Origin of the sequence: Hyphomicrobium methylovorum, assembly GCF_013626205.1 — a bacterium.
Taxonomy (GTDB): Bacteria; Pseudomonadota; Alphaproteobacteria; order Rhizobiales; family Hyphomicrobiaceae; genus Hyphomicrobium_B; species Hyphomicrobium_B methylovorum.
This window is the reverse complement of record NZ_QHJE01000001.1, coordinates 511,755-535,538: the sequence shown is the minus strand read 5'-3', so window position 1 is coordinate 535,538 and position 23,784 is coordinate 511,755. Positions and strand designations below refer to the sequence as shown.

The following is a 23,784-nucleotide window of genomic DNA, read 5'->3' as shown; positions in this document are numbered from 1 at the left end:
ACATCATGCTCGAAACGCTCGCGACCTTTATGACCGACTACGGTTGGCACCTGTTGGCGCTGATCGGCTGGTCGCTGCTTGTGCTCGTCGGCTTGCTGATGATCGTTGCCTACCTGCTGCTGATGGACCGCAAGGTCTGGGCCGCGGTGCAACTCCGGCGCGGCCCGAACGTCGTCGGACCTTTCGGACTATTTCAGTCGTTCGCCGACCTCTTGAAGTTCGTCTTCAAGGAGCCCGTCATTCCAGCAGGTGCCGACAAGGCAGTGTTCCTGCTCGCACCGCTGGCGACAGCCATGTTTGCGCTCTCGGCGTGGGCCGTGATCCCGGTGAACGAAAATAGCTGGGGCCGCTGGGTCATCTCCGACATGAATGTCGGCATCCTCTATCTGCTCGCGATCTCTTCGCTTGCCGTTTACGGCGTCATCATGGGCGGATGGGCGTCGAACTCGAAGTATCCGTTCATGGGCAGCCTGCGCTCGGCAGCGCAAATGGTGTCCTATGAAGTATCGATCGGCTTTGTCATTATCTGCGTGCTGCTGTGCGTCGGATCTTTGAATCTGACTGACATCGTCAATGCGCAGAAGCACGGCGTCGGCACGCGCCTCGGCCTCACTAATTCGTTCCTGGATTGGTATTGGCTGGCGCTCTTCCCGATGTTCGTCGTGTTTTACATCTCGGCGCTGGCTGAAACGAACCGCCCGCCATTCGATCTCGTCGAAGCGGAATCGGAACTCGTCGCTGGCTTCATGGTTGAATACGGATCGACGCCCTATCTCCTGTACATGCTGGGCGAATACGTTTCGATCACAGGCATGTGCGCGCTGATGACGATCCTGTTCCTCGGCGGCTGGTTGCCGCCCCTCGATATCTGGCCGCTGAACGAAGTACCGGGGTTCCTCTGGTTCCTGCTCAAGGTTGTCCTGGTGTTCTTTATGTTCGCCATGGCCAAGGCCATCGTTCCGCGATACCGCTACGACCAGCTGATGCGGCTCGGATGGAAAGTGTTTCTTCCCTTGTCGCTTGCCATGGTTGTCATCACCGCCGCCGTGCTGAGATTCGGAGGCTTCCTGACATGAGCGTCGCACGCGCAGCCAAATCGCTGCTGTTGACGGAATTCGTCGCCGCGTTCTTCCTGACGATGCGTTACTTCTTCGCTCCGAAGAAGACGCTGAACTATCCCTATGAGAAGGGTCCGCTGTCGCCACGCTTTCGCGGCGAGCACGCGCTACGCCGTTATCCGAACGGCGAAGAACGCTGCATCGCCTGCAAGCTCTGCGAAGCGATCTGCCCGGCACAGGCGATCACGATCGAGGCGGGACCCCGCCGCAATGACGGCACGCGTCGCACGACGCGTTACGACATCGACATGACGAAATGCATCTATTGCGGTCTGTGCCAGGAGGCCTGCCCCGTGGATGCAATCGTCGAAGGCCCGAACTTCGAATTCGCCACTGAGACCCGCGAAGAGCTTTTCTATGATAAGGATCGGCTCCTCGCGAATGGGGATCGGTGGGAGCGCGAAATCGCTAAAAATATCGCGCTCGACGCGAAATATCGCTAAATCCCTTTCCATTGCGCGTGGTGCGCTGGCGAGGGGAGGGATGCTCGCTCGCGGCATCCCGGAAGACTGAATCCCGCGCAAGCGGAACGGAACGATCAGGAAGCGACGACGATGGCGGCGGCATTGTTTTTCTATCTATTCAGCGTGCTGGCGGTCGCCTCCGGCGCGATGGTGATCCTTGCGCGAAATCCCGTGCATGCGGTGCTGTTTCTGATCCTGGCGTTCTTCAACGCGGCGGGCCTGTTCGTTTTGCTCGGCGCTGAGTTCATCGCGATGCTACTCATCGTGGTCTATGTCGGCGCCGTCTCGGTTCTGTTCCTGTTCGTCGTCATGATGCTGGACGTCGATTTCGCGGAATTGAAGGCGGGCTTCATCAAGAACGCGAAAGTCGGAGCGCTTGTCGGCGGCATCGTGCTCGCGGAACTCGTCGCACTCTTTACGTACAGCGGCTTCGTATCGGCCCCAGGCGCAACGAGCGCAGCAGCCGCGCCAATCCCGACCGGCATCACCAACACGCAAGCGCTCGGCGAAATTCTCTACACGAAATACGTCTACTTCTTTCAGGTCGCGGGCCTCATCCTGCTGATCGCGATGATCGGCGCCATCGTGCTGACGTTGCAGCATCGCAAGGGCGTCAAGCGCCAGTCGATATCGGACCAGGTCGCGCGCGGCCCGGCTACGGGGCTCGAAGTCATCAAGGTGCCGAGCGGGGGATCGCACGTTCCTCAATCGACGCGGCATGCGGAGCCCGCCGAATGACAACGATTCAAGAAATTACGTGGGGGGAGGGGCAATGACGATCGGGCTCAGCCATTATCTGACGGTCGCCGCATGCCTGTTCACACTCGGCATCTTCGGCATCTTCATCAATCGCAAGAACGTCATCATCATCCTGATGTCGATTGAGTTGATCCTGCTCGCGGTGAACATCAATCTCATCGCCTTCTCGCACTTCAACGGCGATCTGGTGGGGCAAGTCTTCACGCTGTTCATCTTGACCGTTGCTGCTGCCGAAGTTGCGATCGGGCTGGCGATCATCGTCGTCTATTATCGCAACCGCGGCTCCATCGCGGTCGAAGACATCAACATGATGAAGGGGTAACGGGGTGGGGTTTTCTAAGAACTTCGCAGCGGACACTGGGGACCGCACATGATCTATGCGACGATCGTGTTCCTGCCGCTTCTCGGCGCGTTGATCGCTGGATTGTTCGGCCGTCTCATCGGCGACCGTCCGAGCGAAATCATCACGACCGCGTTCCTGATGATCTCGGCGGCGCTGTCCTGGGTGACGTTCGTGGAGGTGGCGCTCGGCCATCAGACACACACCGTCACGCTGATGCGTTGGATCGCGTCCGGTGAACTCGACACCTCGTGGGCGCTGAAGGTCGACGCGCTGACGGCTGTCATGCTGGTCGTCGTCACCACCGTTTCATCGCTCGTGCACCTCTATTCCATCGGTTACATGCACGAGGACGATTCCCGTCCCCGCTTCTTCGCCTATCTCTCGCTCTTCACCTTCGCCATGCTGATGCTGGTGACAAGCGACAACGTCATTCAAATGTTCTTCGGCTGGGAAGGCGTTGGCCTCGCGTCGTATCTGCTCATCGGCTTCTGGTATAAGAAGCCTTCCGCAAACGCCGCGGCGATCAAGGCATTCGTCGTCAACCGCGTCGGTGACTTCGGCTTCGCACTCGGCATCTTCGGGCTGTTCTACGTTTTCCAGACGGTGAACCTCGACGCCATTTTCGCCGCCGCGCCCGGCGCCGTTGGAAAGACATTTGTTTTCGCCGGCTATGAAGTCGACATCCTGACGACGCTCTCGCTCCTGCTGTTCATGGGCGCGATGGGCAAGTCAGCTCAGTTTCTGCTGCACACCTGGCTGCCGGACGCCATGGAAGGCCCGACGCCCGTGTCGGCGCTGATCCATGCGGCGACGATGGTGACGGCAGGCGTCTTCATGGTCGCGCGCTTGTCGCCGATCTTCGAACTGGCGCCGTTCGCCCTGCAGATTGTGACGTACGTCGGCGCGATCACCGCGATCTTCGCTGCCAGCGTCGGCCTCGTGCAGAACGATATCAAACGCGTCATCGCCTATTCGACGTGCTCGCAGCTCGGTTACATGTTCGTCGCCTGCGGGATCGGCGCATACGGTGTCGCCGTTTTCCACCTCTTCACGCACGCCTTCTTCAAGGCTCTGCTGTTCCTTGGCGCCGGGTCGGTCATCCACGCCATGCACCATGAGCAGGACATGCGGGTGATGGGCGGGCTGCGCCGGAAAATTCCTTGGACGTTCGCCGCCATGCTCATCGGCACGCTGGCATTGACAGGCGTCGGCATTCCGCATCTCGCGGGCTTCGCTGGCTTCTATTCCAAGGACGCGATCATCGAAGCGTCATACGCGGCCGGCACGCCGAACAATTACGCGTTCTGGCTTCTCGTCATCGCAGCCTTCATGACGTCGTTCTATTCGTGGCGCCTGATCTTCATGACATTCTATGGCGAAACGCGCGCCGATCATCACACGTACGATCATGCGCACGAAAGCCCGGCGACGATGATGGTGCCGCTTGCGGTGCTGTCGGTCGGAGCGACGCTTGCGGGCCTTGTGTTCGCCAGCCAGTTTATCGGTCACTCGGAAAGCGAGTTCTGGGGCGCAGCGATCTTCCGCTCGGAGCACAACCATATCCTGCAGGCGATGCATGAGGTTCCAGGATGGGTCCCGTTCTCATCGTTGATCGCGATGCTGCTCGGTCTGGCTTTGGCGTGGGTCTACTACATCGGCGCGCCATGGCTCCCCGCCGCAACGGCGCGCATGTTCCGCCCCGTTTATCTCTTCCTGCTCAACAAGTGGTACTTCGACGAGCTCTATGACCTCATCTTTGTGCGTCCCGCATTCGCCATCGGCCGCTTCTTCTGGAAGGGCGGAGACGGCGCAGTGATTGACGGCGCCATCGACGGTACTGCAGCGGGAGTCGGCCGCGTCACCGCGCGCGTGGTGAAGCTGCAAACCGGATATCTCTACCATTATGCCTTCATGATGCTGATCGGAGTCGCCGCCATCCTGACTTGGCTTACGTACAATGGCTTCTTCGGCGGGGTGGCCCGATGAGCAACATTCTCTCTGTCGTCACCTTCCTGCCGCTCGTCGGCGCGGTGCTCATCGCGACGCTTAATGCCGAAGCCAAGGGTAACGCACGCTGGATCGCGCTGTGGACGACGATCGTCACGTTCCTGCTCTCGCTAGTGATCTGGTGGGAATTCGATCCGCTGAACGCCGGCTTCCAGTTCGTTGAGGAATACGCCTGGCTCGGCTCGTTGAAATACAAGATGGGCGTCGACGGCATCTCGATGCTGTTCGTCATCCTCACCGCGTTCCTGATGCCGTTCTGCATCCTGGCGAGCTGGGAATCCATTCAGGACCGCGTCAAGGAATACATGATCGCGTTTCTTGTTCTGGAAACGCTGATGCTCGGCGTCTTTTCTGCGCTCGACCTCGTGCTGTTCTACCTGTTCTTCGAGGGCGGCCTGATTCCGATGTTCATTATCATCGGCGTCTGGGGCGGCAAGCGGCGCGTCTACGCCAGCTTCAAGTTCTTCCTCTACACGCTGCTTGGCTCGGTTCTGATGCTGCTCGCCATGATGGCGATGTACTTGCACGCAGGAACGAGCGACATCCCGACCTTGCTGCAGACGAAGTTCCCAGCGGACATGCAGTGGTGGTTATGGATAGCGTTCTTCGCGTCGTTCGCCGTCAAGATGCCGATGTGGCCGGTTCACACCTGGCTGCCGGACGCGCACGTCGAAGCGCCAACGGCCGGTTCCGTCATTCTGGCGGGCATCCTCTTGAAGATGGGTGGATACGGCTTCCTGCGCTTCTCGCTACCCATGTTCCCGATCGCGTCGGCTGAGCTTGCGCCGTTTGTATTCGCGCTCTCGATCATCGCGATCATCTACACGTCGCTCGTTGCGCTCGTGCAGGATGACATGAAGAAGCTGATTGCCTATTCGTCCGTCGCTCATATGGGCTACGTTACGCTCGGCATCTTCACCGCGTCTCAGCAGGGTATCGATGGCGCGATCTTCCAGATGCTCTCTCACGGCATCGTTTCCGCGGCGCTCTTCCTCTGCGTCGGCGTCATCTACGATCGCACGCACACCCGCGAAATCGCCGCTTACGGTGGTCTGGCCGACCGCATGCCGAAGTACGCATTTGCGTTCATGGTCTTCACCATGGCCAACGTCGGTCTTCCCGGCACGAGCGGATTCATCGGCGAATTTCTGACGCTGATGGCCGCGTTCAAGACCAACACCTGGGTCGCGATTCTGGCGGCGACGGGCGTCATCCTGTCGGCACCCTACGCGCTCTATCTTTATCGGCGTGTGATTTTCGGAGTGCTGGACAAGCCGAAGCTGCGGGCCATTCTCGATCTTTCACCGCGCGAGATCATCATACTGGCCCCGCTGATTATCCTGACGATTTTCTACGGGGTCTATCCGGCGCCGGTCCTCGACGTGACGTCCGCTTCCGTCAAGAACCTCGTACAAAACTATCAGTCGGCGCAGCAAAGCGCGGCCGCCGAGCTGGCGCGATGAGGACCGAATTCCATGGATAGCGCTGTGCTCCATACTCTATTGCCGCATTTCATCCTGGCTGGTGGTGCAATCGCCTTATTGATGGGAGGCGTCTTCGCCACCGCAGGCGAGCGCACGGGCCGCGGCGTCTCGTGGCTGGCGATTGGTCTTCTCGTGGCCGCACTCGTCGCGATGTTCGCGCAAAGCGGAAGCGTCACCTTGTTTGAAGGCGCGCTCATCTCGAACGCCATGACGCGCTTTTTGAATATCCTCATCCTGGTTGCGGCAGCCATGTCGCTGCTGCTGACATTCGACGATTTCGGACGCGCTCGTCTGATGGTGTTCGAATACCCGGTTCTGGTCGTGCTCGCCACGCTCGGCATGTTGCTGATGGTGTCAGCCAATGACCTGATCGCGCTCTATCTCGGCCTCGAAATGCAGAACCTGGCGCTCTACGTCATCACGGCATTCAAGCGTGACAACGTGCGGTCGAGCGAAGCTGGCCTGAAATATTTCGTCCTGAGCGCGCTTGCATCCGGCCTGGTTCTCTATGGCGCTTCGCTCATTTATGGCGTCACCGGCTCGACTGGATACGCGCAAATCGCAGCCGCCGCTGCAGCACCCGAAATGATGTCGAACATCGGGTTGACGGCGGGCCTCGTGTTCGTGCTCGTCGGATTGGCGTTCAAGATTTCGGCCGTTCCGTTCCACATGTGGACGCCGGACGTCTATCAGGGCGCACCGACGCCGGTGACGGCATTCCTCGCGAGCGCGGCTAAGGTCGCTGCGATGGCTCTCGTCATCCGCTTCGTACAGGTCGCGCTGCCCGGCATTTCCGGACAGTGGCAGCAGATCATCATCTTTGTATCGATTGCCTCGATGGCGCTAGGCGCTTTCGCGGCCATCGGTCAGACGAACATCAAACGGCTGTTTGCCTATTCTGCCATCGGCAATATCGGCTTCGCGCTCGTCGGCCTCGCGGCGAACAGCCCTGAGGGAACGGCTGGCGTGCTTATCTATCTCGCGATCTACGTCGTGATGACGCTCGGTGCCTTCGCCTGCGTGCTGTCAATGCGCCGCGAAGGCGGTCAGGTCGAAGACATCTCAGATCTCGCCGGACTCGCCAGCAGGGATTTGCCCTTCGCGTCCGTGCTTGCGCTGCTGATGTTCTCGCTTGCTGGAATCCCGCCGCTCGCTGGCTTCTGGGCGAAGTGGTACACGTTCCTTCCGGCGATCCAGGCGGGGCTTTATCCGCTCGCCGTGATCGGCGTCGTAACGAGCGTGGTCGGCGCGTTCTATTACCTGCGCATCATCAAGATCATGTTCTTCGATGAACCGGCGGAAGCGTTCGTCCCGCGCGAAACAAAAGCCTCCGCGGTGATGATGCTCTCGGCGGTGTTCGTCCTCGCTTTCGTGCTTCCGATGATCGGCGGCCATCTTGTCGACGCCGCAACGGCCGCAGCCGCGGCGTTGACGTCCGCTCCCGGTCGCTGATCGGATATGGAAGTACCGCTCGGCGCACACATTCTGCATCTCGCCGAAACCGGTTCGACCAATGCTGACGCGATGCGGCTGGCCGTCAAAGGCGAGCCGCTCCCGCTCTGGATCGTAGCCGATCGTCAGTCTGCCGGGCGGGGCCGCTCAGGACGCACGTGGGAATCGCCAGCGGGCAATCTCTACACCAGCGTGGCATTCTGTTGCGATGCCGCAACAGATGCGGCCAGCCAATTGTCCCTTGTTGCCGGAATCGCACTTTTTGATGCCGTAAGCGCCACAACGCACCTTGCGCGCGAGGCGGGACTACGCCTCAAATGGCCGAACGACGTTCTGGTGGGGAGAGCCAAGATGGGAGGGATACTCGTCGAGAGCACGACCGCTCGCGGCAGTCCCGGATTCCTCGCGGTTATCGGCTTTGGCCTGAATATCGAAGCGCCCCCGCCTGGTCTTGAACAAACCGCAACGGCCATTGCGCACCACACATCCGCGCCGCACCGTAATGCGGTGTTCCCTGCGCTCGCAGCCAAAACCAAAGACTGGCTCGATGCGTGGGACAATGGCGCGAATTTTGCTTCTATTCGACAAGAATGGATGAAGCGTGCGGGCGCCTTGGGTGAGCCGGTAACGGTTCACGCCCCGGACGGCAGCCGGTTATCCGGCACCTATAGGGGCCTCTCGGAAACGGGCGCGCTGCTCGCAGAAATCGATGGCGCGGCGCGCCAGATCAACCACGGCGATGTAATGCTCGGCGGCAGCGCCGTGCCTGATGGGGACGTATGAACGAGCGGGCGAAGCCACGAAACCGGCCTGATAACGCAAAAGCGGACGAATTGGTGTTCGTCGCCCTCGGCGGCCTCGGCGAAATTGGAATGAACACCTACCTCTACGGGTTCGGACCGAAAAGATCTCGTTCGTGGCTGATGGTGGATCTCGGAATCACATTCCCGAGTGAATCGGAACCCGGTGCCGACGTCGTTCTGCCGGACCTCCGCTACATCGTTTCGGAACGCAAAAACCTCGCTGGGCTGGTGCTGACGCACGCGCACGAAGACCACATCGGCGCCGTTCTCGACCTCTGGCCTTCGCTCGGCTGCCCGATCTTCGCAACGCCATTCACCGCCGGGATGCTGAAGATCAAAGCGATCGAGGCCGGCCGTTCAGCCCTGCCGATCCGCGAAATTCCCATTGGCGGGCGCTTCGAAGCAGGCGCCTTCGATGTCGAAATGGTCAGTCTTACGCATTCGATTCCTGAGCCAAACGGCCTCGCAATTCGCACGCCCGCAGGTCTGGTGTTCCATACCGGCGATTGGAAGTTTGACGCGACGCCGGTTGTCGGCAAGCCGCACGATGTCGAGAAGCTCAAGGCGCTGGGAGAAGAAGGCGTTCTCGCAATCATTGGCGACTCGACCAATGCGATGCGCGAAGGCCGGTCTGCGTCCGAGGAAGACGTCGCAAGATCGCTTGCCAAGATTATCGCAGACGCGCCACGCTGCGTCGCCGTCACGCTCTTTGCTTCGAACGTCGCCAGAGTTGTCTCCATCGCCGAGGCGACGCAACGCGCCGGACGAACACTCGTCGTCGCCGGTCGCGCGCTTCATCGCATTATCGAAGTAGCGATCGAGACGGGATACCTGCCGCGATCGTTTGCCCACGTTGACCAGCAGCGCTTTCAGGATTTCTCGCGTAACAAGGTTGTGGTGTTGAGCACCGGCAGCCAGGGCGAGCCGCGCGCAGCGGTCGCGCGGATTGCCGATGAGTCTCATCCCGACATCTCGCTCGACAAGGGTGACCTCGTCATCTTCTCGTCGCGCACCATTCCCGGAAACGAGAAGGCCGTTAGCCGCGTGCAAAACAAGCTTGCGCGGCTTGGTGTCGATCTCATTACCGATGCGGATGCGCTGGTGCACGTCACCGGCCATCCACGTCGCGACGAGCTGAAAGATATGTACGCCTGGCTCCGCCCGCGAATTGCGGTTCCGATGCACGGCGAAGCGCGCCACTTGCGGGAACATGCCAAGCTCGCGCGCGAAGCGGGCGCCGCGAAAACGTTCACCATGATCGATGGTGAAGTCCTGAAGCTTTGGCCAGATCCGGCGACTGTCGTTGATGAAGCGCCCGTCGGCCGCTTCTACCGCGATGGAAACCTGATCGTCCCGGAGGTCGAGGGGCCGGTGAAAGCGCGGCGCAAGCTGTCGTTTGTCGGCATCGCGGTCGTCTCCCTCAGCCTATCGCGGCGCGGAGAAATCCTGGCCGAGCCGGGCGTCGTACTCGAAGGCATTCCGGCGCAAGACTGCGACGGAGACTCGATGCACGAACGCGTGCTCGACGCGATCGACGGGACGTTCCGCTCGATCCCCCAAAAGCGGCGCGGCGATATCGCAATGATCCAGGAAGCCGTCCAAAAGACCGTCCGCGCGACCATTAACGAAGCCTGGGGCAAGAAGCCGGTTGTCAAAGTGCTCGTCTCCGTGCTCGAAACCAGAAGCTGAAGCGGTCGGCTGATCGCGGGCGCAGCGAAGGTCTAGGGAGACGTGAAGACAATGATCGGACGACTGAACCATGTGGCGATCGCGGTGCGGGACATCGACAAGGCTTCCGCGGTTTATCGCAACGCTCTGGGTGCCAACGTAGGCGCGCCGTTCGACCAGCCCGAACACGGCGTCAAAGTGGTCTTCATCGAACTGCCGAACACCAAAATCGAACTTCTGGAACCTCTCGGCGAAAACTCGCCGATTGCGAAATTTCTCGAAAAAACGCCCGACGGCGGGATCCATCACGTCTGCTACGAAGTAGACGATATTATCGTGGCGCGAGATCGCCTGAAGGAGCAGGGCGCCCGGGTTCTTGGCGATGGAACGCCGAAGATCGGTGCCCACGGCAAGCCCGTGCTATTCCTGCATCCCAAGGATTTTTGCGGTACTCTCGTCGAATTGGAGCAAGTTTGAACGGGGCTTGGGCGGGCCTGATTGACGGAAAAGGATAAGGCCGCATGCGAGCTTCAGTTGCCATCGCCACCTTCTTCTGCCTCTGGTTTATCACGCTGTTTGTGGTGTTGCCGTTCTTCGCCCATAGCCAGGAAGAAGCAGGCGAAGTCGTTCCCGGAACGCCGGAAGGCGCGCCTGCAAAGGTCAATCCGCTCAAGGTGATCTGCGTGAATACTGTCGTGGCGATCATCGCCTTTGGCATCGTTTACGGCGTGATTGCCAGCATCTAATATCTTTCGGCTGAGTATCCAGCTTGGGGCGCGCATACGCTGGCCGGGAGCGCGCGTGTTCGCGATCCCGTCCTAATCGGGCTCCCGCCATTGCATGCTTTGGCGTAACGGGCTATTCGGCGCTGACTCGTTCCGCAGGCTCGCACCTCGTCGAGCCTAATTTCCTTCACTAAAAGCTGAGCCATCGATGAGCAAGCGCGCCCTTTCCGTATCCCGCGAGCAGAACTTTCCGGAGTGGTATCAGGCCGTCGTCCGTGATGGCGACATGGCCGAGACGAGCCCGGTGCGCGGCTGCATGATCATCAAGCCGTGGGGCTGGGGCGTGTGGGAACGCGTGCAGGCCGAACTCGACACGCGCATCAAAGATACTGGCCACGACAACTGCTACTTCCCGCTTTTCATTCCGATGAGCTTCATCGCGAAAGAGGCCGAGCACGTTGAAGGCTTCGCGAAAGAGATGGCTGTCGTCACCCATCACCGCCTCAAGAACGAGGGCGGCAAGCTAGTGGTTGACCCCGACGCGAAACTCGAAGAGCCGCTGATCGTCCGGCCGACGTCGGAAACCATCATCGGTGACGCGTTCCAGCGTTGGATCAAGAGCTATCGCGATCTGCCGCTACTCGTGAACCAGTGGGCCAACGTCGTGCGCTGGGAAATGCGCACGCGCTTGTTCCTGCGCACCGCCGAATTCCTCTGGCAGGAAGGCCATACCGCGCACGCGGATCGCGAAGACGCCGTTGGCGAAACGCTGAAGATGCTCGAAGTCTATCGCACGTTTGCGGAAGACGTCTTGGCAATGCCGGTGATCGCTGGCGAGAAACCTGCCAACGAGCGCTTCCCGGGTGCCGACAACACCTATTCCATCGAAGCGATGATGCAGGACGGCAAGGCACTGCAAGCCGGAACCTCGCACTATCTGGGAACGCACTTCTCCGAAGCACAGAACATCCAGTTCCAGAATGCGCAGGGCCAGCTCACCTATTGCCATACGACGAGCTGGGGCGTCTCCACCCGCCTGATCGGCGGCGTGATCATGACACACGGCGACGATGACGGCCTTCGGTTGCCGCCGATGATCGCACCGCGCCAGATCGTTATCGTGCCGATGCTGCGCGAAAAGCCGGAGGACGCCGCGCTGATCGAGTACTGCGCGTCGCTCGAGAAGGAATTGAAGGCGGCAGGCATCCGCACGCTCGTCGATACGAAGCCGCTGAAGTCCGCTGAGAAGCGCTGGAACTGGGTGCGCCGTGGCGCGCCGATCATCGTCGAAATCGGCGGCCGCGATGCGTCCGGTGGCAACGTCACGTTCATGCGCCGTGATCGCCTGCGCGACGGCGACAAGGTGATCTCGCATACGAAGGAGCGCGCCGCGTTCGTTAGCGAGGCAACGGCGCTGCTGAAGGACATCCAGGACACGCTTTATGCGGAAGCGAAAGCACGTCTCGACGGCAACATCGTCTCGAACCTCGCCTCGTTCGACGATCTCATGAATTATTTCGGTCCGGCCGAATCAGATGATGACGAAGCTGGCGCTTTCAAAGGCTGGGCGCGCGTGCCCTGGTCGCGCCCGGAAGGCGCGGCGCTCGAAGCGATTGCCGACCGTCTGAAGGGCCTGAAGCTTACGATCCGAAATGCGCCAATTGGTCAGCCGGAAATCTCCGGGAAGTGCATTTTTTCCGGTGAACCGGCCAAGGAATACGTGTTGATCGCACGCGCCTATTAGCGCACCTCTCTGCTAAAAAGCGGACGGAGCCGGGGGCGGCCTTAACTGCGACACAGGGGGGTGCAATGCGGCGCGCTCAAGGTGTCAGATGGAGCGAGGGGCTATGACGACGGACGCGCGCGACACCAAGCCCTTTTCGCCCTTCGAATGGATGATCGCGGGGCGCTACCTTCGCGCCAGACGGAAGGAAGGCTTCATCTCGGTCATCGCCGGGTTTTCCTTCCTCGGCATCATGCTCGGCGTCGCAACGTTGATCATCGTCATGGCGGTGATGAACGGCTTCCGCCACGATCTCTTCAGCAAGATCATGGGCCTGAACGGCCACGTCATCGTGCAGAAGATCACAGACACCTTTGACGACTATGAACCGATGTCCGCGCGCATCGCAAAGCTGCCGGGCGTTACGGCGGCGATGCCAGTGATCGAAGGCCAGGTCATGGTCTCCTCTCCAGCGCAGGCGCTTGGCGGCTTGGTGCGCGGTGTCCGCGAAAGTGACCTGCAGGCTCTGAAGCTCGTTTCGGGAAACATCCGCGCTGGCACGCTCGATCACTTCGACCAGGAGAAGGGCATATCCATTGGCTTGAGGCTCGCGAACCAATTGCGCGTCGGCCTCGGCGATATGGTGACGCTCGTGACGCCGCGCGGAGCAGTCACGCCGTTCGGAAATGCCCCACGCTCAAAAGCCTATCAGATCACCTCGATCTTCGAACTCGGCATGTCTGAGTACGATCGCATGATGATCTTCATGCCGCTCAACGAGGCGCAGAAATATTTCTCCAAACCGGGAGAGGTCGACGTCATCGAGATCGTCGTCAAAGACCCGGAGCAGGTGGATGGCTACCGCGAGGCGATCACAGATGCGATTGGGCCATCGATTGCCGTATCGGACTGGCGACAACGCAACGAGACATTCTTCAACGTCCTCTCCGTTGAGCGCAACGTGATGTTCATCATCCTGTCGCTCATCGTGCTCGTCGCGGCGCTGAACATCATCTCTGGCCTGATGATGCTCGTTAAAGACAAGGGCCGGGACATCGCCATTCTGCGAACGATGGGCGCCAGCAAAGGCGCGGTGATGCGAATATTCCTGATTACGGGCGCATCGATTGGCATCGTCGGAACGCTTGCCGGTCTCGTAATCGGCGTCATTTTCTGCTGGAATATCGACCACATCAAAACGTTCGTATCGTGGATCACCGGAACGACGGTCTTCGATCCGAGTGTATATTATCTGACGAAGCTTCCGGCGGAGATCGACGTGCATGAAACGGGCGGCATCGTGCTGATGGCCCTTGCACTCTCGGTCATCGCCACGCTCTATCCGTCGTGGCGGGCCTCCCGTCTCGATCCCGTCGAAGCGCTTCGATACGAGTGATGGCAATGGAAACGACACCGGCCGGCACCACATTCGTTCCTGTTCTGCAGCTCGAAGGCGTGACGCGTTCGTTCCGCCAGGGCGATCGCGACATCACCGTGCTGAGAGGCGTCAACGCCGCGCTGTGGCCCGGACAAGCCGTGGCGATGGTCGGGCCCTCAGGCGCAGGCAAATCCACGCTGCTGCACATTGCGGGTCTTCTCGAAGCGCCGACGTCGGGCCGCGTGCTCGTCAACGGACGCGACTGCGCGACGCTTTCGGAAGCCGACCGCACGCGGATGCGTCGCCGCGAGATCGGTTTCGTCTACCAGTTCCATCAATTGCTGCCGGAATTTTCGGCGCTCGAAAACGTCGTCATTCCACAGCTCATTCAGGGGCACAGCCGCAAAACGGCGGAGGCGCGCGCAATGACGCTGCTGTCCGGCTTGGGCCTCGGCGAGCGCGCAGAACATCGCCCGGCCGAATTGTCGGGCGGCGAACAGCAGCGAACCGCGATCTGCCGCGGACTGGCAAACTCGCCGCGATTGCTCCTCGCAGACGAACCAACCGGCAACCTCGATCCGCATACCTCCGAGCACGTTTTCCGCGAGCTTCTCGACCTGATCCACCGCCAGGGGCTTGCCGCGCTGATCGCGACCCACAACATGCAGCTTGCGAAGCGCATGGACCGCGTATTGCAAATGCATGAGGGCCAACTCGTCGAGATTGCTCCGGCCTCGATCGGTTGAACGTCGGCTATCGACTGCAAGTGGATAGCCCCTTTTAGGGCAATGGCGCCGCGCCGTTGCGTGGCGGATTATGGCGCATGGCTGAACTGATTCGTCCCAATCCGCGCTTCGTGCACCTCAAGGTCCACTCGGCCTATTCGCTGCTGGAAGGCGCGTTGCCGATCTCGAAGCTGGCCAAGCTCGCGGTTGAGAAAAACCTGCCCGCGATCGGCCTGACCGATACCAACAATCTTTTCGGTGCACTCGAATTTTCCGAGAAGCTTTGGCAGTCCGGCGTACAGCCGATTGCCGGATGCACGCTCGACATCGATTTCGGCGACAATCGCGAGACGCAGCCGTCAGCACTTCGTTCGCTGAGTAACGAGCCGCGAACGCGGCCAGCCGGAAAGATCGCGCTGTTGGCGATGAACGCTGACGGCTTTTCCAATTTGATGCGTCTGTCGAAGGTGCTGAATTTCGAGCCCGCGCCAGACGAGCCCGCGCACGTAAAGATCGCGCGCCTTGAAGAGCTGTCGAACGGCCTCATCGTACTGACGGGCGGTCCAGAAGGCCCGATCGATATGGCGTTGAAAAACGGCCAGCAAGACCTGGCCGCCGAACGCCTGAAGACGCTCGAAAAAATATTCGGCAATCGCCTTTACGTCGAAGTGCAGCGTCACAACCTGCCGGACGAAGCGGCCGTCGAGCCTGCGCTCATCGATCTCGCATATGCGCGCGGTGTGCCGTTGGTTGCGACCAATGAAGTTTATTTCGCCGCGCGCTCCGACTACGAGGCGCATGACGTTCTGCTGTGCATCGCCGGTGGCCGCTACGTCATTGAAGATGATCGCCGGCGCGCGAGTCCGGAACACTATCTGAAAACCGAAGACGAAATGGCGGCGCTCTTCGCCGACATCCCTGAAGCGCTCGCCAATTCGGTTGAAATCGCGGTGCGATGCGCATTTCGGCCATTGGGCAAAAAGCCAATTCTGCCGCGCTTCGTGCAAGGCGACGACAGCCTGAGCGAAATCGAAAACTTCCGCCTCGAAGCCGCCGAGCTGAAACGCCAAGCCAAGAAGGGCCTTGAAGAGCGCCTCGCAGCTACCGGTCCGGCGGAAGGTTTCACAGTCGACGACTATGAGAGTCGCCTCGCATACGAGGTGGACGTCATCACGCAGATGAAGTTCCCCGGCTACTTCCTGATCGTTGCCGACTTCATCAAATGGTCAAAAGCGAACGACGTGCCGGTTGGTCCGGGCCGTGGCTCGGGTGCCGGTTCGCTCGTCGCTTACGCGCTGACGATTACCGATCTCGATCCTCTCCGCTTTGGTCTGCTGTTCGAACGCTTCCTCAATCCCGAGCGCGTTTCGATGCCGGACTTCGACATCGACTTCTGCCAGGAAAAACGCGACCGCGTGATCGACTACGTGCAGAAGAAGTATGGCGCGGATCGCGTGGCGCAGATCATCACGCACGGCAAGCTGCAGGCGCGGGCCGTGCTGCGAGACGTCGGCCGTGTGCTGCAAATGCCGTACGGTCAGGTCGATCGTCTTTGCAAACTCGTGCCGAACAATCCGGCCAATCCGGTCACGCTTCCGCAGGCCATCGAAGCTGAACCCAAGCTGCAGGAAGAACGCGACCGCGAGCCGATCGTCGCGCGCTTGCTCGAAATCGCGCAGAAGCTCGAAGGACTTTATCGCCACGCCTCGACGCACGCGGCGGGCATGGTGATCGGCGATCGTCCGTTGGACGAATTGGTGCCGCTCTACCGCGATCCGAAATCGAACTTCCCGATCACGCAATACAACTGGAAGCTGGTCGAAGCAGCAGGGCTGGTGAAGTTCGACTTCCTCGGCCTGAAAACTCTGACCGTTCTGAAGAAAGCCGTGGACCTGATCGAAAAGGGACGCGGCATCAAAGTCGATCTCGCGGCGCTGCCGCTGGATGATCGTCCGACGTATGAGATGCTGGCGAAAGCCGACACGGCAGGCGTGTTCCAGCTTGAAAGCACGGGCATGCGCGAAAGTTTGAAGCGCCTGAAGCCGGACCGCTTCGAAGACATCATCGCCATGGTCGCGCTCTATCGCCCGGGCCCGATGGACAACATCCCGACTTACATCCATCGCAAGCACGGCGAGGAAGAGGTCGACTGCCTGCATGACATGCTCGAAGGCATCCTGAAGGAAACCTACGGCGTCATCATCTACCAGGAGCAGGTCATTCAAATCGCGCAGGTCATGGGCGGATATACGCTCGGCCAAGCTGACTTGCTCAGGCGCGCGATGGGTAAGAAAGACAAGGCTGAAATGGCGAAGCAGCAAGCGCGCTTCGTCGAGGGCGCGACTGCGAACGGCGTCAAGGAAAAGGACGCAATCTACATCTTCGAACTCGTCGACAAGTTCGCGGGCTACGGCTTCAACAAATCGCATGCCGCCGCATATGCGCTCGTCAGCTATCACACGGCCTATTTGAAGGCGAACTTCCGCGAGGAATTCTTCGCCGCCTCGATGACGCTCGACATGGGCAACACCGATAAGCTCGCAATGTTCGCGTCCGAAGCACGCAAGTCCGGCATTCGCATGCTGCCGCCATGCGTCAATCAATCGGCCGTGGATTTCGGCGCAGAACCGGCAAGCAGTGACGGAGCACCGGGCGCAATTCGCTATTCGCTCGCGGCGCTGAAGAACATCGGAGCAGGCGCCGTCGAAACGATTGTCAACGAACGCGATAAGGGCGGCCCGTTCACCTCTCTCGGCGATTTCGCCGGACGCGTCGATGCCAAAGCTCTTAACAAGCGCGCGATCGAGACGATGGCAAAGGGCGGCGCGTTCGATGCCTTGCACGGCGACCGCGCAGCCGTCGCTGCGAACGCCGATACGATAGTCGCCTCAGCTCAGCGACGCAGTGCCGATGCGGCACAAGGCACGACGGACCTTTTCGGTGGCGGAGGCATGTCATCCGATCTCGTGTTGCGCTCGACGGAAGGCTGGACGCCGATGGAGCGTCTGTCCGCCGAGTTCGAGGCGATCGGCTTTTATCTCTCAGGTCATCCGCTCGATCAGTATGAAAGCGTGCTGAAGAAACTCGGCGTGCGCCGCTTCAGCGAGTTCGAAGTGATGGCGGAGCGTGGTGCCACCGCGGCGCGGCTTGCGGGCATCGTCATCGCGGCGCGCGAACGCCGTTCGCAAAAGGGCAACAAATTCGCCTTTGCATCATTCTCGGACGCGACAGGTCAGTTCGAGGCTGTGATCTTCTCCGATACGCTCGCAGTCAGTCGCGATCTTCTCGAGCCGGGTAAGCCCGTCATCGTCTCTGTCGAGGCGGAGCGTGACGGCGAAACTTTGAAAATGCGCGTGCAGTCTCTCGAAGCGCTCGACAAGGCGGCGCAAAGCGTTCCGCGCAATTTCACGATGGTGCTCGACGAACGGCAATGTGCAGGCGCGGCTGGCGCGCGGCTCATGGATATCGGCGCACGATTGAAGCCTGCATCGCGCGGTGGCGAAATCCGATTGGTATTGCCGTTGCAGGATCGCGGCCGCGAAGTGCAATTCATTCTTCCTGGCCGCTACGAAGTTTCGCAGCAGGATGCAGGAAAATTTGAAGCTCTTCCTGTCGTCACCGAGATCGTCGAGTTCTGAACGTCTGGTTGCACGCGAAGCGACCACATCTCACCGAAAATTTTTCTCCACATCAGCGACGGCTTGCCGGCTCGTTGAGCGTTAGCTGTGTGGACGTGTGAGAAGCGTCGGTAACTAGATAGGAGACTCCTATGAAGAAGAGCCTGATAGCAGCGGCAGCGTTCGCCGTAATCTCTCTGGGAGCCGCAGGCTCCGCAAGCGCCGGTGTTCCGAGTGGACTGAACGGCATTAGCGCCCACGCGAATACGACAGTCGCAGAGCAGGTGCAGTACCGTCGCGATCACCGTCATTACAAAAAGCGCCACTACAAGAAGAACTGGTGGCACAAGAAGAAGTGGGTTTGCCGCTATCGTCACGGCCACCGTCACTGCTTCTGGCGCTAATCCGTCAGCCCCTTTCCCGATGGAAGGCAGTGCTTTGCCACTGCCTTCTTATCACCCAGTTTGAGCGCATAGTGCCGCTCCCTGAGCCAGCCGAAAACGAGGCATGATATGATGAAATTCTCTGCCGCTTTGGTCACTGCTTTGCTGTTCGCTTCCGGGGCCCAGGCGGCCGACGAGAAGAAGATCAGCGCGGATGACATCAAGAACATCCTCAGCGAAACGGCATCTGACGCAAACAAGGTCAAAGCCTACTGCGCGATGTCGAAAAAGATGGATGAAGTTGGCGACGACGAAAAGAAAGCTGAAGCTGCCGGCGATGAGATCGACGGATACTTCAAGGCTCTCGGCGATGACTTCATGAATGCTTGGGATGCCGGGCAGGACGCCGCCGACGGATCGCCGGAAGCCAAGGCGATGGACGAAAGCATGGCCGCGCTCGATGAGAAGTGCAAATAGCACTCAAGACGGGCTCACCCGCGCTCGGGCCTCGTCCCCGCGTGAGGGAATAGATTATCTCCCCATCATCGAAGACGCACTGCGAGCCGCGAGAATGCGGAGCCGGAGTGCGTCTTTTTCATGCGCGGGATAGGTGTTACAACTTGACGACCGCGCACGCCGCAGACCAGACGCGGCCTCCCGACGCTTGCGCGCGAACGCGTTCCCCCGTATAGAGCCCCCATCTCACACGCGAGACATTACGCGCCTGCGGATTGAAAGCCCCGCATCGTGCTCCGGTGGAGATTTCGCAAGTCTTTGAAAGGATTTGCATATCTCTTCTCAAGTCTCGCGGAGGTCTAACCGGAAAAGGGAACGAACGATGGCACTTCCTGCCTTCAATATGCGTCAGCTTTTGGAAGCTGGCGTTCACTTCGGCCACCAGTCTCACCGCTGGAACCCCAAGATGGCGCCGTTCATCTATGGGTCGCGCAACAAAATTCACATTCTCGACCTGACGCAGACGGTGCCGATGATGCACCAGGCTCTGCTCAAGGTTTCTGATACCGTCGCTGGCGGCGGTCGCGTGCTCTTCGTTGCAACGAAGCGCCAGGCATCCGACGGCATTGCCGAAGCTGCAAAGCGCAGCGCTCAGTACTTCATCAATCACCGCTGGCTCGGCGGCACGTTGACGAACTGGAAGACGGTTTCTCAGTCCATCCGTCGTCTGCGTCAGCTCGATGAAATTCTCGCGGACCCGCAGGGCCGTACGAAGAAAGAAGTCCTGACCCTGACGCGCGAGCGCGAGAAGCTCGACAAGGCGCTGGGCGGCATCAAGGACATGGGCGGCACGCCGGACCTGCTCGTCGTCATCGATACCAACAAGGAATCGATTGCGATCCAGGAAGCACGCAAGCTCAACATCCCGATCGTCGCCATCGTTGATACGAACTGCGATCCGGACGGCATCGACTATCCGGTTCCGGGCAACGACGACGCCGGCCGCGCCATCACGCTCTATTGCGATCTGATGGCACGCGCAGCACTCGACGGTCTTGAGCGTTCGCAGGGATCCGCAGGCGTTGACATCGGTGCATCTGAAGCGCCGCCGGCCGAAGATCTTCCGAAGGTGACGTTCAAGGGCATCGAAGCGCCGCGTGGCGAAGCCGATGATTTGAAGCGCATCACCGGCGTCTCTCCGAAGATCGAACAGCGCCTGAACGACGCTGGCGTCTTCCACTTCTGGCAGATCGCCGACCTCGATGACGATCACGTGGCCGCCCTCGATCGCCTTCTGAAGCTGAAAGGTCAGATCGCGAAAGAGGATTGGACCGCACAGGCGAAGAAGCTGGTCGAAGCCACCGCCGCATAACTGTGGCTTCGGGTCCAAACGCGGGCCGGGCTTTGATATTCAAATTCAATAGAGGCGCCATTTGGCGCCTCAAACCTAATAGGTGACAGGATGACGACGATCACCGCTGCAGACGTGAAAAAGCTGCGCGACATGACAGGCGCCGGAATGATGGACTGCAAGACGGCGCTGACCGAAACGAACGGCGACATCGAAGCCGCCGTCGATTGGCTGCGCAAGAAGGGTCTCTCCAAGGCCGCCAAGAAGTCGGGACGCATCGCGGCCGACGGTCTGATCGGCGTCGTTGCGAAGGGTCGTGTGGGTGCTGTTGTCGAGGTCAATTCCGAAACGGACTTCGTGGCACGTAACGAGCAGTTCCAGACGCTCGTTCGCGACATCACCGGATTGGCGGCGGATGCTGGCGGCGACCTGAAGAAGCTTCTCAGCGCAACCTATCCCGGCACCAAGAACAACGTTGAGACGCACGTTCAAGAGATGGTCGCGACCATCGGCGAGAACATGACCGTGCGCCGCACGTCGGCTGTTTCCGTCAAGGAAGGCGTGATCGCCGACTACATCCACAACCGCGTCGCTGATGGCCTCGGCAAGATCGGCGTTCTCGTCGCGCTCGAAAGCGCTGGCGATGAGCCGACGCTATTCGAACTTGGCCGCCAGATCGCGATGCACATCGCGGCTGCATCTCCCGTCTCGCTCGACATCGACGCGGTTCCGGCCGACGTGATCGAACGCGAAAAGGCGATCCTTGCTGAAAAGAACCAGGGCAAGAAGCCTGAGGTCCTCGAGAAGATCATCTCGGGTGGCATCAAGGCGTTCGCCAAGGAGAACTGCTTGCTCGAGCAGCAGTACATCCACGACACGTCGAAGACCGTCGCTCAGGCCGTCAAGGAAGCTGAGAGCCGCGTCGGCAGCGCCGTGAAGATCACGGGCTTCATCCGTTACGCGCTGGGCGAAGGCATCGACAAGAAGGAAGAGGATTTCGGCGAGGAAGTCCGCAAACTCGCGGGCGGCGGACGCTAGTCGAAATGGCTTTGCCGCTGTAGGTATCAGCCGGCTGGTTCCCTGAACCGGCCGGCTTTTTTGTTATCTGATGGGAGAATGCACGATGGCAGCGGCGAAATTGAAATACAAAAGGCTGCTGCTGAAGCTGTCCGGCGAAGCGCTGATGGGCAATCAGGCTTACGGCATCGACATGACGGTTGCCGATCGGCTGGCGAATGACGTGGCGGAAGCAACCGCAGCGGGTGCCGAAATTGCCATCGTCATCGGTGGCGGCAACATTTTCCGCGGATTGAGTGCTGCCGCCAAGGGCATGGACCGCGCCACGGCGGATTACATGGGCATGCTCGCGACTGTGATGAACGCACTCGCGTTCCAAAACGCGCTCGACCATCGCAATGTGCCCGCACGCGTCCTTTCGGCCATCCCCATGCAGACGATCTGCGAAAGCTACGTGCGCCCCAAAGCATTGAGCTATCTGTCAAAGCCGCAGGTCGTGCTGTTCGCGGCAGGCACAGGAAACCCGTTTTTCACCACCGATACGGCCGCCGTTCTCCGCGCCATCGAAATGAACTGCGACGCCGTTATAAAGGCCACTCAGGTCGATGGCGTCTATTCGGCCGACCCCAAGAAAGACCCGAGCGCAACGCGCTACGACCGCCTCAGCTATTCCGAAGTTTTGGCTAAGAATCTCAAAGTGATGGATGGTGCGGCCATTGCACTTGCCCGGGATAATGGACTTCCGCTAATTGTGGTTTCTATCGAGGAACCGGGAAATCTCTTGAAGACGCTGCGCGGCGAAGCCCGCCAGACGATTATCGAGGGCCCCGGCTGAACCCGGGTTTCGAGTTTTTACGACAGCGCCTGCTTTCGCGCCCGCAAAAGCTTTGGCCCGAGCCCGCTGGGAGGATTTAGAGAATGGCTGCCCCTACGCATGATATCGCGGACGTTGAACGGCGCATGCGCGCTTCGCTCGACGCTCTGAAACGTGAATTTTCCGGCCTGCGCACCGGCCGCGCCAGCGCCAACCTGCTCGAACCAGTGCAGGTGATGGTCTACGGCGCGCGTATGCCGCTCAATCAGGTTGCAACCGTATCAGTTCCTGAACCGCGTATGATCTCGGTACAGGTCTGGGATCGCAGCAACGTAATGGCTGTCGACAAGGCCATTCGCGAGGCCAACCTCGGCTTGAACCCGATTATGGACGGCCAGGTGCTGCGTCTGCCGATCCCGGCTTTGACGGCCGACCGCCGCCAGGAACTGGTCAAACTTGCGCATAAGTATGCCGAGCAGGCGAGGATTGCCGTGCGCAACGTGCGCCGTGATGCGATGGACGTTCTGAAGAAGCTCGAAAAAGACGGCAAGATGAGCGAAGACGACCACCGCGGAAACTCGGAAAAAGTGCAAGAGTTGACTGACCGCCTCGTCAAGGAGGTTGACGCGACGCTTGTCACGAAAGAGGCTGAAATTCAGAAAGTCTGATCTAGTGCGCGGGCCACTCCGGCTCGCGGACTTTTTGCGCGATCGAATTCCCGAGGGCCAGTGGCACTGATAGCCAAACGATCAGAAGGCGGCGGGGCCGAGCGTCTCCGGTCGCCCCGCCATGTCGCTATCATCATGGACGGCAACGGGCGCTGGGCCAAGGAGCGCGGCCTGCCACGAACGCTCGGGCATCGCCAGGGCGTCGAAGCCGTCCGCCAAGCGGTGCGCACCGCAATCGAGCTGAACATCACCTACCTCACGATCTTCAGTTTCTCTTCCGAGAATTGGAAGCGCCCCATCGAAGAGATCGACGACCTGATGGGGTTGATGAAGCGCTTCATCCGCCGCGATCTTGCAGAACTGCATAAGGCGGGCGTTCGGATCCGCGTCATCGGCGAGCGTCAGCATGTCGATAGCGAACTGACCTCGCTGATCGACGAGGCCGTGAACCTCACCCAGCAGAACGACCGTTTGATCCTCATCATCGCCTTCAACTACGGATCGCGGGGCGAGATCGCGCGCGCGGCGCGGCGGCTGGCAAGCCAGGTCGCCAACGGAGAGCTTGAAGCATCCGCCATCACCGTGGAGGTCATGGCCAACGCGATGGACACGTCCGGCATTCCCGATCCCGATTTGCTGATACGGACATCGGGCGAAATGCGCCTCTCGAACTTTCTGCTATGGCAGACCGCTTACTCCGAGTTCGTGTTCCTTGATTGTTACTGGCCTGATTTCGACAAGGCCGCGTTCGAAGGTGCAATCGAAGAGTTTCACGCGCGAGAGCGCCGTTTCGGCGGGCTCACACAGCGCTCGACCGCATGAGAGGCGT

General features: G+C 60.1%; 22 protein-coding genes. All 22 read left to right on the top strand.

Translation table 11 applies throughout. The annotated features are described in order from the left end of the window. The first annotated feature begins 5 nt into the window (after nucleotides 1–5). A complete protein-coding gene (nuoH, locus tag DLM45_RS02770) occupies nucleotides 6–1,076 on the top strand; it encodes an NADH-quinone oxidoreductase subunit NuoH (RefSeq protein WP_181335469.1) in 1,071 nt (356 codons plus the stop codon). Next, nucleotides 1,073–1,561: an NADH-quinone oxidoreductase subunit NuoI gene (gene nuoI / locus DLM45_RS02765; protein ID WP_181335468.1), complete on the top strand. Its 489-nt coding sequence runs from the start codon at nucleotides 1,073–1,075 to the stop codon at nucleotides 1,559–1,561. The genes nuoH and nuoI overlap by 4 nt, the downstream gene beginning before the upstream one ends. Nucleotides 1,562–1,672: 111 nt before the next feature. Beyond that, nucleotides 1,673–2,320, top strand: coding sequence for an NADH-quinone oxidoreductase subunit J (locus DLM45_RS02760; protein ID WP_181335467.1), 648 nt, complete (start codon nucleotides 1,673–1,675; stop codon nucleotides 2,318–2,320). Nucleotides 2,321–2,354: 34 nt separating this feature from the next. After that, on the top strand, nucleotides 2,355–2,663 hold the full coding sequence (gene nuoK / locus DLM45_RS02755) for an NADH-quinone oxidoreductase subunit NuoK (protein WP_181335466.1): 309 nt from the start codon (nucleotides 2,355–2,357) through the stop codon (nucleotides 2,661–2,663). A 48-nt stretch (nucleotides 2,664–2,711) separates the two neighbouring features. After that, a complete protein-coding gene (gene nuoL, locus DLM45_RS02750; RefSeq protein ID WP_181335465.1) occupies nucleotides 2,712–4,670 on the top strand; it encodes an NADH-quinone oxidoreductase subunit L in 1,959 nt (652 codons plus the stop codon). After that, entirely contained in the window at nucleotides 4,667–6,154 is a 1,488-nt protein-coding gene (locus DLM45_RS02745) for an NADH-quinone oxidoreductase subunit M (RefSeq protein ID WP_181335464.1), read from the top strand. The genes nuoL and DLM45_RS02745 overlap by 4 nt, the downstream gene beginning before the upstream one ends. Nucleotides 6,155–6,166: 12 nt before the next feature. Next, the gene (gene nuoN, locus DLM45_RS02740) at nucleotides 6,167–7,627 is read left to right on the top strand and encodes an NADH-quinone oxidoreductase subunit NuoN (protein WP_181335463.1); all 1,461 of its coding nucleotides are present in this window, start codon (nucleotides 6,167–6,169) and stop codon (nucleotides 7,625–7,627) included. 6 nt (nucleotides 7,628–7,633) lie between these two features. Continuing rightward, on the top strand, nucleotides 7,634–8,410 hold the full coding sequence (locus tag DLM45_RS02735) for a biotin--[acetyl-CoA-carboxylase] ligase (RefSeq protein WP_181335462.1): 777 nt from the start codon (nucleotides 7,634–7,636) through the stop codon (nucleotides 8,408–8,410). Then, on the top strand, nucleotides 8,407–10,119 hold the full coding sequence (locus tag DLM45_RS02730) for a ribonuclease J (RefSeq protein WP_181335461.1): 1,713 nt from the start codon (nucleotides 8,407–8,409) through the stop codon (nucleotides 10,117–10,119). The genes DLM45_RS02735 and DLM45_RS02730 overlap by 4 nt, the downstream gene beginning before the upstream one ends. Before the next feature lie 51 nt (nucleotides 10,120–10,170). Continuing rightward, nucleotides 10,171–10,575, top strand: a complete 405-nt coding sequence (gene mce, locus DLM45_RS02725) for a methylmalonyl-CoA epimerase (protein ID WP_181335460.1) — start codon at nucleotides 10,171–10,173, stop codon at nucleotides 10,573–10,575. A gap of 44 nt (nucleotides 10,576–10,619) precedes the next feature. Beyond that, nucleotides 10,620–10,844 (top strand): DUF1467 family protein, encoded by a 225-nt coding sequence (locus DLM45_RS02720; protein WP_181335459.1) that lies wholly within the window; start codon nucleotides 10,620–10,622, stop codon nucleotides 10,842–10,844. A gap of 187 nt (nucleotides 10,845–11,031) precedes the next feature. After that, nucleotides 11,032–12,567 (top strand): proline--tRNA ligase, encoded by a 1,536-nt coding sequence (gene proS / locus DLM45_RS02715; RefSeq protein WP_181335458.1) that lies wholly within the window; start codon nucleotides 11,032–11,034, stop codon nucleotides 12,565–12,567. Between the two features lie 103 nt (nucleotides 12,568–12,670). After that, nucleotides 12,671–13,942, top strand: coding sequence for a lipoprotein-releasing ABC transporter permease subunit (locus tag DLM45_RS02710; RefSeq protein ID WP_181335457.1), 1,272 nt, complete (start codon nucleotides 12,671–12,673; stop codon nucleotides 13,940–13,942). Between the two features lie 5 nt (nucleotides 13,943–13,947). Further along, a complete protein-coding gene (locus DLM45_RS02705; RefSeq protein WP_181335456.1) occupies nucleotides 13,948–14,670 on the top strand; it encodes an ABC transporter ATP-binding protein in 723 nt (240 codons plus the stop codon). 77 nt (nucleotides 14,671–14,747) lie between these two features. Next, nucleotides 14,748–18,287: a DNA polymerase III subunit alpha gene (gene dnaE / locus DLM45_RS02700; RefSeq protein WP_181335455.1), complete on the top strand. Its 3,540-nt coding sequence runs from the start codon at nucleotides 14,748–14,750 to the stop codon at nucleotides 18,285–18,287. A gap of 131 nt (nucleotides 18,288–18,418) precedes the next feature. After that, nucleotides 18,419–18,670, top strand: coding sequence for a hypothetical protein (locus DLM45_RS02695; protein ID WP_181335454.1), 252 nt, complete (start codon nucleotides 18,419–18,421; stop codon nucleotides 18,668–18,670). Nucleotides 18,671–18,778: 108 nt separating this feature from the next. Further along, the gene (locus tag DLM45_RS02690) at nucleotides 18,779–19,126 is read left to right on the top strand and encodes a hypothetical protein (RefSeq protein WP_181335453.1); all 348 of its coding nucleotides are present in this window, start codon (nucleotides 18,779–18,781) and stop codon (nucleotides 19,124–19,126) included. A gap of 361 nt (nucleotides 19,127–19,487) precedes the next feature. Beyond that, nucleotides 19,488–20,477, top strand: coding sequence for a 30S ribosomal protein S2 (locus DLM45_RS02685; RefSeq protein ID WP_181335452.1), 990 nt, complete (start codon nucleotides 19,488–19,490; stop codon nucleotides 20,475–20,477). Between the two features lie 90 nt (nucleotides 20,478–20,567). Next, nucleotides 20,568–21,494: a translation elongation factor Ts gene (gene tsf, locus DLM45_RS02680; RefSeq protein WP_181335451.1), complete on the top strand. Its 927-nt coding sequence runs from the start codon at nucleotides 20,568–20,570 to the stop codon at nucleotides 21,492–21,494. Between the two features lie 85 nt (nucleotides 21,495–21,579). After that, complete coding sequence (pyrH, locus tag DLM45_RS02675) at nucleotides 21,580–22,308, top strand: UMP kinase (RefSeq protein WP_181335450.1); 729 nt, start codon at nucleotides 21,580–21,582, stop codon at nucleotides 22,306–22,308. Between the two features lie 83 nt (nucleotides 22,309–22,391). Further along, nucleotides 22,392–22,955 (top strand): ribosome recycling factor, encoded by a 564-nt coding sequence (gene frr / locus DLM45_RS02670; RefSeq protein ID WP_181335449.1) that lies wholly within the window; start codon nucleotides 22,392–22,394, stop codon nucleotides 22,953–22,955. Between the two features lie 60 nt (nucleotides 22,956–23,015). Continuing rightward, entirely contained in the window at nucleotides 23,016–23,777 is a 762-nt protein-coding gene (locus DLM45_RS02665; RefSeq protein ID WP_425485185.1) for an isoprenyl transferase, read from the top strand. Nucleotides 23,778–23,784 lie beyond the last annotated feature (7 nt).